8 protein-coding genes are annotated in these 13,008 nt (G+C 45.7%); 2 read left to right on the forward strand and 6 right to left on the reverse strand.

Annotated features, from left to right (window positions below):
- Positions 1-19: 19 nt before the first annotated feature.
- Complete coding sequence (locus QD47_RS12395) at positions 20-1,039, reverse strand: 2-hydroxyacid dehydrogenase (protein WP_044646414.1); 1,020 nt, start codon at positions 1,037-1,039, stop codon at positions 20-22.
- A gap of 17 nt (positions 1,040-1,056) precedes the next feature.
- Positions 1,057-2,112: an AEC family transporter gene (locus QD47_RS12400; RefSeq protein ID WP_044646415.1), complete on the reverse strand. Its 1,056-nt coding sequence runs from the start codon at positions 2,110-2,112 to the stop codon at positions 1,057-1,059.
- 276 nt (positions 2,113-2,388) lie between these two features.
- Here QD47_RS12400 and mmuM point away from each other — a divergent pair, with 276 nt between their 5' ends.
- Positions 2,389-3,336, forward strand: coding sequence for a homocysteine S-methyltransferase (mmuM, locus tag QD47_RS12405; RefSeq protein ID WP_044646416.1), 948 nt, complete (start codon positions 2,389-2,391; stop codon positions 3,334-3,336).
- Between the two features lie 215 nt (positions 3,337-3,551).
- Here mmuM and QD47_RS12410 read toward each other — a convergent pair whose 3' ends face one another.
- The 4 genes from QD47_RS12410 to QD47_RS12425 form a co-directional block, all read right to left on the reverse strand.
- Entirely contained in the window at positions 3,552-5,855 is a 2,304-nt protein-coding gene (locus QD47_RS12410; protein ID WP_044646417.1) for a GDYXXLXY domain-containing protein, read from the reverse strand.
- 199 nt (positions 5,856-6,054) lie between these two features.
- Positions 6,055-6,957, reverse strand: a complete 903-nt coding sequence (locus tag QD47_RS12415) for a helix-turn-helix domain-containing protein (RefSeq protein WP_044646418.1) — start codon at positions 6,955-6,957, stop codon at positions 6,055-6,057.
- 290 nt (positions 6,958-7,247) lie between these two features.
- A complete protein-coding gene (locus tag QD47_RS12420; protein ID WP_044646419.1) occupies positions 7,248-9,107 on the reverse strand; it encodes a beta-glucoside-specific PTS transporter subunit IIABC in 1,860 nt (619 codons plus the stop codon).
- Between the two features lie 74 nt (positions 9,108-9,181).
- A complete protein-coding gene (locus QD47_RS12425; RefSeq protein WP_044646420.1) occupies positions 9,182-11,797 on the reverse strand; it encodes a glycosyl hydrolase in 2,616 nt (871 codons plus the stop codon).
- 222 nt (positions 11,798-12,019) lie between these two features.
- Between QD47_RS12425 and QD47_RS12430 the strand changes: the two genes are divergently transcribed.
- Positions 12,020-13,006, forward strand: coding sequence for an AraC family transcriptional regulator (locus tag QD47_RS12430; protein ID WP_235332258.1), 987 nt, complete (start codon positions 12,020-12,022; stop codon positions 13,004-13,006).
- The last annotated feature ends 2 nt before the right edge of the window (positions 13,007-13,008 follow it).

Genomic DNA, 13,008 nt, shown 5'->3' on the forward strand with positions numbered 1-13,008 from the left:
AGAGTGTTGAGCTTCCTAATTAGTTCATAGAAAGAACAGGAAGTGGGACCAGATTATCCGAGGATTGGGTCGTGAGTATATCATGGAAGTTGTCGTAGCTGGTTTCAATCATGTTGGATAACGCCGTAACGGTATTCGAGCCAGCATGAGGCGTGACCAAGACTCTTGGATACAGCTCCAGAAGCTTCTGGATGGTTGGGTCCGGGAGCATTTGCCATGGGTCAAATGCTCTGAAAAATAATTCATCTTCTTTAGGGAAGACATCCGTAGCGAAGCCTTCCAGATGGTTGCTAAGCAAAGCGTCCAAAATGGCTTGGTTATCTTGTAATTCGCCACGTGAAGTATTGATTAGAATAGATCCCTTTTTCATTTTTTCTAAAAAGCTGGCGTTAATCATTTTGTCGTTCTGTCCCGGCAGATAAGGAACATGCACACTGACGACATCACTCTCTGCCAGTAGCTCATCTAAAGTTGTAAATGGAATGACTTCCTTGGCTGTGTCGGATTGGTACACATCATAGCCAATAACAGATGCTCCTAAGCCTTTAAACAATTTGGCTTCCGTCAGACCAATGCGACCGACCCCGATGATCCCAACTTTACAGTTATGGATCTCTTTGCTGAATGTATGCTCGTCCACAATGAAATTTTTGAACGAGCTTTTGGCAGTCATATAAGCTGTATGACGGAACAGCATCATAGCCAGAGTTAAGGATAGCTCCGCGATGGCATTCGGAGAGTAGGACGGCACGCGTGCGACCTTCATTCCGAACTCGCTGCAGGCATCCAAATCAATGTGGTTGATTCCGACCGTTCTGGTGAAAACATATTGAATGCCGTATTCCTTAAATTTCGTGAGATTCTCTCGATTTGCGGCACAGTTTCCTCTTAACAAAACGGCATCATGATGCTGTGCCAATTCTGCATTGCTGGAGGTTAACAACTCTTCTTCCAACGTTAGTTGAAAGTTATATTTATTGAGGTCATGGAAATATGGTTGCTCATAAGAACGGACACCATAGCAAATTATTTTTAACATGTTGTTTTCCCCCTGATTTAGAAAATGCCAATTTTATCAATGATATTTAGCGTGATGATCCAAACTGGAATCATGACGACAGAAGTTATAGTAGATAGAAGCGATGCATTGGAAGTCAATATGGCTTCCTTATCGAAACTGATGGCATAGGCTGCGGCTACGGTAGCTGTAGGAGTAGCCATCATAATGACAATAGTAGATAAAGCGACAGTATCGACCGACAGAATATGAGATACAGTTAACAAAGCCAGCAAAACGATGTTAACAATAGGTACAAGCCAAACCTTAACTATGCTGTAATACCAAGAGGTCTTGTCAGTAGCTGCCGACTTGAAGCTGATCTCACCCAATGTAGAACCAATCGATAACCAGGCTAATGGAGAAGCTAGCCCAGCAAGGTAGGTCATGGGCTTGAACAACCAGACAGCGGTTTGATCAATTCTTAGAAAAGCGAATTGCTGAATGGCCCCATCCTCAGTAGCTACGCTCATCTGTGGCAAATAACCCTGAAACAACCAAACAAACAAGCCTAGAAAAGTGGCGATAACGATCGGATTTAAAAACATGGTTTTGAGATTTTTAAGCTCCATTTTTAAGCCGCTCATTTTGATATAGCCATAGGAGTATAAGAAAATGCGGTAGCCTATGTTAAAAATGGAACTGTACATAACTCCGGTAGGACCATAGATTGCCGCAACAATTGGAATTCCGAAAAAAGTAGTAGAACCGAAAATAGTTAATACCCGCAGAACATCCTGTTTATCCTTGTTGTAGCTCAGGAAGAAAGGTTTTGAAATAAAAATGAGAATAATATAAATTAAAATTCCCCATATTAAAACATTCATGCCTTGCTCTAATATTGTAGGATTAATATCCTGCATGAAAGAATTAAAGGCTAGCGCTGGTAAAGCCACGGTTAAAACAACCTTGGACAGCAGCTTTCCTACTTGTGCTGTGAAAATCCCCTTCTTGCGGCAAAAGAAACCGAGAAGGATAATAAAAACGGTGGAAGCGATGGAACTGAGAATATTATTATCTGTTAAGGTCGATGTAATCATTTGTAGTAAAGACATAGATAAAACCCTCTCTTGTACCTTTTTTCACAAATATGACTATGCAATTCCCTGATCTTTTGGCCAAAGTGGTTGGTTTGCACTTTTATAGTAAAATGACTTTGTGAAAAAAAGAACAATATCTAATTAATTTAACTTATGAAACTAATTTAAAAAATTTATACATTACATCAGATGTGAAAATGAGAGGTACTCACCAACATACATGCTATAATGTAAGTCATTAAACCCCACTTAATCAGTGGGTTAAATAGAGGAAACAAGCAGGAGGAACCTATGAATCCGATACAGCATATACTGGCCGAATTTCCGCTGATCGTGCTGGATGGCGCAATGGCTACGGAGCTGGAGCGTCACGGGCATGATCTGAACGACAGCTTATGGTCGGCTAAAATACTCCATGAGCATCCGGAGTCTATCAAGCGTGTGCATAGAGACTATTTTGATGCGGGTGCAGACTGCGCGATCACTGCGAGCTATCAGGCTACCGTTGAAGGCTACGTCAAACGGGGGTTAAGCGAAAATGAAGCGCTGGAGTTGATTCAGTCCTCGGTACGGATTGCTGTACAGGCACGGGATGAATTTTGGGCAGACATTACGACTGGTGCAAAACAACAGCATCGTCCTAAACCGCTGGTCGCGGCCTCCATTGGCCCTTACGGGGCGTTTTTGGCGGATGGTTCAGAATATCGCGGTGATTATACGCTGAGCGAGGAACAGCTTGTGGAGTTCCACAGGCCGCGTATGAAAGCGCTGATTGAGGCGGGCGCGGACATTTTGGCCTGTGAAACAATACCATGTCTGGTCGAAGCCAAAGCCATCGCGCGATTGCTAAAGGAATTTCCCGGTACGTATGCCTGGATCAGCTTTAGTGCAAAGGATGGGCAGCACATCAGCAATGGGGAGTCCGCCGCTGAGTGCGCCGAATGGCTGGATGAGCATGAGCAAGTGGCTGCTGTAGGTATTAATTGTACTTTGCCGCAGTACATTCCATCACTCATTCAAGAAATGCGCAGTTATACGGATAAGCCTGTGGTGGTATATCCCAATCTGGGGGAGGAATATGACCCGGTTACCAAGACATGGCACGGTACGAGTTGTACAGAGACGTTCGGGCAGAGTGCTCGCCAATGGTATGAAGCAGGAGCCCGTCTGATTGGTGGTTGTTGCCGGACTCAGCCGGAGGATATCCAAGGGATTGTGGCATGGTCGAGAGACGCATAGGCGGGGCTGAACGAAGGATGAAGAAGGCAATTCATAAGGGACGTCCTTCGACTGTACTGTAAAAGTAAACAGGCTGAACCAAGTGACTCTCCAGTAATGGAGGGGCTTGGTTCAGCCTGTTTTTGTAATGACGACTGGGTCTTCGCATCATGCAGGCGTGACGTACAACAGCAGGATAAGACCCCACTGGGTACGATGTGCTCCATGATCTCCGGTTAGCTGTCTGACAGCCGTTCCAGCAACGCATCCCCGTTCTGACTTACCCGAATGTAGGCATAATGAGCGTTCTGTTCAACATTACGCCCGGTTCCCTCGGGGATGAAATAATTCTCAATACCGTACTGAATACGTGAACCATTCCATTGTCCATTTAGAATAACCTCATGATTGGCAAGCTTGTCACCATCCTGATACAGTCGATCAGCGATATATACTCCTTGGCTACCCGGCGTGAGAACGACTTTAAGCTTGCCCCGGTTCCAATTGTCCAGCGAAAAAGGGGTAGAGATATCGTAATTCAGCATGACATAATCGCCTTGTAACAGGGAGCGAGGGTCTACAGGGGCCAGTTTGAGTTTGATGGAAGCGCCTGTGGCAAGCAGGGATTCACTTCTCACGGTCTGATAGCCGATCACACCGAGCTGTAGTACGATGACTACGGCGATCAGGAGCGGGCTTAAGCGCATAAAGCTAAAGCTGCGGTGGTCAGCATCAAACGCTGTCTTGCCGCTATGGGCCATCCGCCGATCTGCCCACCACGTAATTCCGAGTGCAATGACACCCAGCAGTGCCAGCGTAAAGGACTTATACAGTAGCGTCCACAACAAATCATAGTACTTGAAGCCAATAAAAATAAACCAGAACGCTACGCTTGTGATGGCCTCCGATCTTTGTTTTAGTCGGATGAAGGCAAAGACCATGCCTGTAACGATAACGAAATAAAGAATGTTAATCAGCACATAAGAGTGTGGAATGACATCCTCGAAAAAGGTCGCCCACAATATAAACAGCAGGCTGAAAAATAAGGAGCTATCCCGAAGGTGTTTCCGCGATTCCATCTTGGGTATAAAATAACTTGCTGCATACAGCACAGCATTGACCAGGAAAAGAGAAAGGATAATGTACTCAAAGGACCAGTTCCAAGAATCCCACTCCTGAAACTGCTGAAATAGAATGGTCGCCAAATTCAGGTTTACAAAGGTATAGGTAAAAAAGAGTTGTCTTTTCCCTTTGGAGCGAAACCATCCGACGATGGAAACGATCAGAAATAATACCGAAAGCAACGTCATATCTGACCATAAAATGGCTACCCAGCCTGTAATATAACTGATCGTCAACAGGGTATAACGTATTACAGAATCCAGCTTGGATTCCGGAATGACAATCATCGAAATCATAAGCAGCAACGACACACCCAACAGTACATATTCGGTGTGGTTTACATTCGTGCTAATGTTAATCAGTCCGATCAGGGATATACTTCCAATCAGCACTCCAACCACTTTGATCACGCGGGATACGGTTTTGCTGATCCATTCACTGCTACGTTCTTCGGGAACGGTTGTCTCAGTCTTTGATGTACTGATGCCCGTTGTCTCCGTATCGGATTTTGCGATATCTCCTTTGTTCTCGTTGGATATTTCCCCAGCTTCCGGCGGTGTTTTCCCCAAACGATTCAAATAACGGAAAAACCATACATTACCCGCCAGCAGCAGCGCCACAAAAATCAACCCAAAGACAAAGAACAGCGATGATGAGTACGCTTCCGCCAGCTCGATAAATTTAAAGACAGCAAAAGCGGAGGCCGCCAATGCATTCAAAGTGAGCAGCGTTTTACTCAGTCGGACCTTGATAAACACATAAAATCCAATAGCGATTACAGCGATACAGGGTATGTTCATAACGAGACCATATCCATCCAATGCAAAAGAGTTAGTCATCGTCAGCACGGCAATATGGAAAACGATAAAGCTCATATATTTCAGCGGTCCAGAGTTTAGACGATGGAGTAATGTCAATAGAAACAACATCAGATTGACCAGTGCGAACACTCCGGCAATGGACAGCGATTCCAGTTCGCTGTAAGGCGTGCTTTGCATCGTAGGGTAAAAGTAGAGCCACAAGGCGAGATGAATCAATACATAAGACAGCATATAAAAAGGATTGTAGCGGGTAATCCAGCTTAGCAGCAGAGCCGGAACCGACCAAATTAAAAACAACCCGTAACTATCGGCGTGGGAATTGTATATTTGACCGAGCAACGCCACGCAAACGCCAAAGGCTATACAGCCAGCCACCAGAAATATATTCGACAGAAAGGCTTGCTGACCGGGAATAGCGCGTATACGTGCAAATACAAAGGACAAGCCATAGAACAGAACGATAAGCGCAGCAGCCAGCACAATCTTGGCCGTCCGATCCAGCCCACCCCAATTGGAGGCGAAAAAATAAATAATTGCGGCCAGTACCAGTGAGATGCCCAGCAGATAGCCCGTACGTATCGCATTGAATCGCAGCATTCGTTTCACGTACCTTTCCTGTTGGTTTGATGCCTATTATAGCGTTGAAAGGTCTGATAACCAAGCGGGAATTAGGATCAGATCATAAAAAAAGGAGAACCACCGTAGACGATTGTTCTCCTGTATCGCTGCTGAACTCCATGCAAGCATACCCATACTATTATCCAGATGCTGTTTTTCCACGCCACGCCACGCCACGCTACATGCTAAGCGTTGGCGTGTGGAACTCTTGCCGGGCTTGATGCCGGAACCGATGCTCACGCGGCGGAATCCCTGCCGTTTTCTTAAATGCCTTGGAAAAGGTGGACATATCCGTGTAGCCGATGGACTGGGCAATGATCGACAAATTGTAAGTCGTTTGCTCCAGCAATCTTTTGGCCTCATCGATTTTGAGGTTTTGCAAATACTTGGCGGGGGAAATCAGGAAGGTGGAATGGAATTTGCGTGAAAAATGTGCGCGATCCACGCCTACATGCTCGGCAATCTGTTCAATCGTAATGCGGTCACAATAGTGCATATCAATGTAATCTTTCCCCTGTTGTAGCCAATAGTCGGAGGATACAACAGAGTTGCGCAGCGTGTCCGATGTGTTGCGGGACAGCTCCTCGAAAATCTGGTGCAGTGTAATGAGACGCGAGAGATCGCTGTCACGTCTGCTGTTGTCATTTACAATGGAAAACAAATTCGAGATGAGTCCAGTGACTTCCTCGCTTACTGCGTTGGCCAAAAAAGGCGTACAGGGCTTAATCCCGATTCGCTCCAGCAGCGCAAGGGATTTGGGTCCCTCAAAAGCAATCCATACCTTTTGCAGCGGGTTCTCCTGATCCGTGTAATATTCATGTGCAAGATGCGGGAAGAAGCAGAACAGGTCGGACTTTTGCACATGATATTTCTTTTGCTTATAAATAAACTCAGCCTGACCGTCAAGCACAAAAATTAAATAGAAATAAGGCACAGCCTTGGGGCCGACATGACAGCTGGTCTTGGAAATATCCATACCGAGCCTGACTGGCCATATCGCGCTGGATTTTTCCAGTTCAGTAGCTGTGAAATAATGGTCTTCCACGATGTCGAAGTGATCTTCGTTCTTTACTCTTTTCACAACAATGTCACCTCTCCTTTAGTGGAGATAAGGGGGTTTTGATTTTATTGTATATAAAGGAATGTATAATTACAAGTTAATTCATTGGAATTTAGGGTTATAAAATCAAAACTTCTGCATAACCCACCGATGGAGGACGCTGTCCTGAGCCAGTTGACGGATCGGGCCATTCGTGAAGCATCCGAATCCAAGGAACTGTCATGAATTAAAAAAATAGGTAACGAAACAAAAACAGGGCTCCTTATGCACACCAGCACAGGAGTCCTGTTTTCTATTGTCTGCATACCGGGTTATTTCGCAATAACCGTCATAAATGGAGCGCGTTCAACGGCTGTTGTCCCGGCATTATTCAAAATCTCGGTGTTCTCATCGCTATTCGTAATGACGATAGAGGTGGTGGTGTCGTATCCGGCAGCCTTGATCGGACCCGCTTCAAACTCCAGCAGTACATCTCCCGTCTGTACTTCATCACCTGCTTGAACATACGTCGTAAAAAATTCACCCTTCAGCTTCACAGTGTCTACGCCTACATGAATCAGCACCTCGGTTCCGTCATCGCCGACAATGGCTACCGCATGTTTCGTTTTAGCTACGGTAGCGATTTTACCCTGAAATGGGGCGATCACCCGTCCGTGATCCGGGATAATAGCCAACCCTTTGCCCATGGCAGCAAAGCCGGGATCGCTAACTTCGCTTAGTTCAATAATAGTTCCGTTCAGAGGAGCATATAGCGTTCTTTCTCCTGGTAGCGGTTTCATTTCGCCTGATGTGCCCTTTCCATCCTCTTCTTCATCCTCGACATCGTCAGGCTCTTTAAATCCAAGCAGATAAGATACAACGGCCCCGATGGTAAAACTGACGACGATACCAATAATCACATAAACAAATGTCGGGCCAGCAAAGATAGGCAGGGATTGTAAACCGCTTGGAGCCATCGTAATCGCTTTGGCCCCTACAGCTCCGGGAATAGCTCCACCAATGTCCCCGCCGATCATGCCTGCATAAAAAGGTTTCTTCAGTCGCAGTGTGACTCCATAAATTCCGGGTTCCGTAATCCCCAACAAGGCGGAGAGCAGAGAAGAGCCGGAGAGTGATTTCAATTCTTTGTTTTTGGTGCGTAGCAGAACGCCTAAGATCGCACCTGCTTGCCCCATAACCCCCATAAATGTTGCCGGTATTGTATAATCATAGCCATTCACAGCCAGGGATTGCACAATGATTGGGATTAGTCCATAGTGCATGCCTGTGATGACGAGGGCTTGAATGGAGCCACCCAGAATAAACCCGGCCAACAGTCCGGACGTATTAAACAAGAAATTAATGGCAGTTGTCACTCCATGAGCTGCATACGTACCCACAGGTCCGATGGCATACAGGGCTAGAGGAATCATAACCAAAAGCACTACCAATGGTGCTAATACGATTTTTAGTACATTAGGTGTACGTTTGTAAACAAATTTTTCGACATAAGACGTTAACCAGATGGTTAGCAAAATCGGAATGACCGTAGAAGCGTAATTCACCAGAGGGATGTTCAGGCCGAGAAAATCAATCGTGCTGGCACCGCCGTTTTTTAAATCCAGTAAATTGGGATGGAGCATCGCCGCGGCAATCGTGGCAGCTATAAATTCGTTGGATTTAAACCTTCTGGCAGCGCTTATGGCAAGCAGTATAGGCAAGAAATGAAATATGCCGTCTCCGATAACGTTTAATATCTGGTAAGTACCACTGTCTTCGGAAAGTACATGGAGTGTGGTGAGAATAGCCAGTAGCGCTTTGACCATCCCGGCTCCAGCCAGTGCAGGAAGCAATGGTGTAAAGCAGCTCGCGATCGTCTCCAGAATATTATTGAACCAATTCTGCTTCTTCTTGGGAGCAGATGAACCTCTTTTATCCCCTGAACCCAATTGAGCAGACTTCACAAGCTCTTCATAGACGTCGGCTACTTCGTTACCGATAATGACCTGATATTGTCCGCCATTTAGGGTAACTCCCTTGACGCCCTTCAATTTCTGTATTTTTTCCTTATTAGGTACGCTTTCATCATACAGTTTGAAACGTAACCGGGTCATGCAATGAACGACGCTCTCGACGTTTTCCTCGCCGCCGACGCCCTCCAGGATATCCTTGGCTAATTTCTGCTTATCCATTTTAACCCCTCCAGCATACTTCTTTAATGCCTGGCTCTTCCGATCTCGAAAGAGCCAGGGTTATGAACATCACATCATGGCTGCATCGTTAACTGAACGGGTCCAATCAAGCCAGTAGGCTCCTGTAACAGATACTGTGAAAGGAAGTCGGCTTGCTCTTTGACCAGTGTATTCGTCACCTCAATGACCAGCGTATTTATACCTGTCACCAGTGCTTTTGTGACATCAAAATCATAGGGAGGGCAGATTCGGCTTCCTAGCGACTGCTCGTTCAGCCAGACCTCAGCAATTTCATATGCGTCTCCGAGTGCTAATCGCGCTTGTTTTGGCATAGCTGTGACCTCAAAATCAATCTGGTATCTCACCGTCCCCACGAACTCTGGATACAGGTTCGGGCTCGCCAAATTAACCAGCTCTTTCAGCTCAATCTGTTCGCCAAAGTGAGGATATTGCTCCGCGGAGGCAAAGGACACCTTCCAAATTCCTTCAATTGTCATTGCCGTCACATTGGACAAGCTGAGTGCTGGAGTTGAAATGGATACCATTTTCCCATCCAACCTGCTGTTGAATATAAAAACTTTGGATTCATATGCACTCAGTGTCAGAGACAGAGTCGTTCCGGCGGGATGGACACCCGAATCCAACTGTACAAGCTGGTTCGCCAAAGCGTCATACTCATATACATTGCCGGACAATGGAATATCAATGGATGAAGTCATAGACTCATAGGGGTGCTCGTTAAAAAACATGAACACATCTCCGTCCGCTTGCTGGTAGTGATAATAGCGCAGATACGGCTGGTGATCCGATACCTTTATTTCATAGATTCCTTCATCACGCAGTTTTTCAGCTACAGTTTCCAATGAAACCAGTCTGGAATTCTGGTGCTGACGGATTTTGTCCAGCACTGTTTCTGCACCGCTGCCCTCACTGGAGCGCTCAGGGAAGCCTCCTACAAAGAATACGCGCAGTCCTTGATCTAGCCCGTCTCCTAATGCGTTTAACAGGGAGTAGGGGAGCGCTTCAGCATAAGGAATGACCAAACATGCAAAACGTTCGCTGTTTACAACGAGCTGTCCATCTGTGACGGTCGCGTCAACCAGCGTATCAGCAGGCACAATATCAAATTCAATTTGATGCTGAGTCAGCTCTCGTGCCGGCTTTTGGAACAGCATATAATCCCCTGACCATTCTGCTTCTGCATGATACAGGATTGCTGCCTGAGCGATATGGATGCCACCCGTCAGCAAGTGACTCATACGGTTCATATATTGCATTAGAATGTGCATGTATCTGAACTGCGGATCTTTCCCGTCTGCATAGAAATGTGGGGGGCAGTCCGGGTCAGGGAACGGTTTGGGCGAAAAGGCGTGCGGAACAAAATAGTTCACTCCCCGAACCAGCATATGGTCCGTGATCCATTTCATCAGCTTGAGTCCTTCTCCCCAGCCATAAGCGCCATATACTTCGCACATCGTACGGCCTTTCTTTTTAGGATCTATATGCCCCAGGGAAGCCCCCATTTTCGCCAGTCCATAATGAAAAAATTCTCCATCCCAGCCCTTTGAGGTAAAGGATTTGAAGGTTCCACGATCCATGCCCGGCATAATTTGATGCAGTACCACATCAATACCGGACATATCCTGTTCCCACAATCCCCGGTAAAAATGCCCTGTTCCGTAGCCAAGTCGCGCATGAGCATTGTTGTCCTCGATCAAATGACCAATGTATTCGACCCCATGCGAACGGCACCATCCGCCAAGCTTGCCGGTAAAGTGATCGGCATACAGTTGGCTGACCAGATTCATGTAGGCATAACGGACGTTATGCGCCTGCGCTCCCCCGTCTACGGACAGCAAAGGCAGCAAACGCAGAACCTCTCCAGATAGCTGCGGCTTCAGCAAATCAAGCATATCGTCGCGCCACGGCAGCACCATATCGAATCTCCCGATGGAACCGAACGCACCATGCATATTCCCAAAGCGGGGTTCATCGGAAAAAAAGCCTGCAATAGTGGAACCGAAGTCCGCCTGATAATGCTGCCAGTGCGCTTCGTATACCGTATCAATCAGGACCTGTGTCGCTTCCGGTACAATCGGATTCAGGTAGCCTTCCGTTTCCTTTTCTCCACCGTGAAAAGTCTGCACTAGTGTAAAGATTCGCCATTCTCCCTCCGGCAAATCCCAGTACACTTTGCCATCTTGCAAATGCTGGCTAATATCAATCAAAGTATCAGTGTCAACCTCATCCATGTTCTGTTTCTTGGCAGCAATGACACCGATAATCCGGTCTCCCGGGTGCGGGGCCGCCCATTTAACCAGAAAACTGGCGTGCTTCAGCGGACCTGCAAAATCCTGTTGATGTGTTTTCAGGAAGCTTTTTTGCAGATGTGGGAAATCACTTTTGATTTTTCCAACGGCATATCCGGTTGGGAAATGAGAATCATCCAAAATCCACACCTTCATGCTCCGTTTGCGTGCTTCATCTAAAATGATGTCCATATCTCGCCACCATTTGTCCCCGACAAAGTCAGGATGCGGCCGTGACTCGACACATACAGCTTGAATGCCCGTACTTTGCATTTTTTCCATATAATCTCTCAGCGTACTTTCATCTTCACCATGCTGCCAAAAGAAAGGAAGTATATAGTTGTCTTGCCGACCGGCGAGCACGTCTTCTATTTTTTTCATGGATATCCCCCCCGGAATATTGATAATTTTTTTATGGAATACTACTATTTTGCCGAAGATAATATTCTTAATAGTGTACTTTTATGTGTATTGTAATATTTTAGATATAAATGATAACTTCTCTTTCTATACTCACATGATAACGCTTTTATTTAGGGTTATTAATACCGAAGCACAAGTTGTTGACTGTCCAAACTTAAGGTTATAATAATAGGAGGGGTGATGGGGTTAATGGAGCATGGTGAATTGGATCGCAAGCTGCGTAAATTGACGGCAAGTGAGGAAGCCTATCGAGAACATCCGTATCTGTCCGAGAAATATAACAGCATTAAACAGATTGAATATAACGGCCAAAAAGTGTTTGTGTTTTATTTGGAGGGTGGCAAAATCAAGATTACAAAGCACAGTCGATTTGCTGAGGTTCCTATGCATATCCACAATGATATTGAAATGAATTATGTCTATTCGGGGCAGTGTACGCAGATCATTAACGATCAGACGGTGACATTAACCGAGGGCCAAATTTGTATTGTAGATACCGGAGCGCCACATGCGATTTTGGCGACAGGCGAGAATGATATTATTGTGAACATTTCAATGAGCAGAGAGTATTTCTCAACTTCTTTTCTAAGCCGCTTGTCCAGTCGCAGCATGATTACGGACTTTCTGGTGAATGCAATTTCGGATAATCAGACGCATAACAGATACATTATTTTCCATTCCGAAAACAGTAGAAAGCTCGGCTTGTTTATGCGGGAACTTCTGTGTGAATATTATGATCAATCCCTGTGTTCTGAAGAGATGATCGACTGTTATATGGTCTTGATCTTTTCTGAATTATTGCGCGTATTCCAATTTGATACGAACCAGAAGCATGCCAAATCGTCTTCCCATCCATCCGTCATTGAGATTCTTCACTACCTGGAAGAGAACTTCCAAACGTGTACGCTTGCTTCTACAGCAGAGCACTTTAATTTCCATCCGAACTACCTGAGTGCGCTGCTTAAAAAATCGACCGGACGATCGTTTAAACAATTGATTTTGATCCACCGAATGACGCGTTCCTCGCTCCTTCTTTCCAATACGGATACACCTGTCTATCATATTGCGGCCGATATCGGCTATGATAATCTGAGCTTTTTTTACCGAAAATTTAAAGACTATTTCGGCGTAACTCCGAATGAATATAGAGAGCAGCATAAAGTGTAATA

It is taken from the genome of Paenibacillus terrae, assembly GCF_000943545.1.
Lineage (GTDB): Bacteria > Bacillota > Bacilli > Paenibacillales > Paenibacillaceae > Paenibacillus > Paenibacillus terrae_A.

Coding starts and splice junctions, on each gene's coding strand:
- QD47_RS12425 (WP_044646420.1), bottom strand. CDS start 11,797: ATGAAAAAAATAGAAGACGTGCTCGCCGGTCGGCAAGACAACTATATA.
- QD47_RS12430 (WP_235332258.1), top strand. CDS start 12,020: ATGGGGTTAATGGAGCATGGTGAATTGGATCGCAAGCTGCGTAAATTG.
- QD47_RS12395 (WP_044646414.1), bottom strand. CDS start 1,039: ATGTTAAAAATAATTTGCTATGGTGTCCGTTCTTATGAGCAACCATAT.
- QD47_RS12410 (WP_044646417.1), bottom strand. CDS start 5,855: ATGCTGCGATTCAATGCGATACGTACGGGCTATCTGCTGGGCATCTCA.
- QD47_RS12420 (WP_044646419.1), bottom strand. CDS start 9,107: ATGGATAAGCAGAAATTAGCCAAGGATATCCTGGAGGGCGTCGGCGGC.
- mmuM (WP_044646416.1), top strand. CDS start 2,389: ATGAATCCGATACAGCATATACTGGCCGAATTTCCGCTGATCGTGCTG.
- QD47_RS12400 (WP_044646415.1), bottom strand. CDS start 2,112: ATGTCTTTACTACAAATGATTACATCGACCTTAACAGATAATAATATT.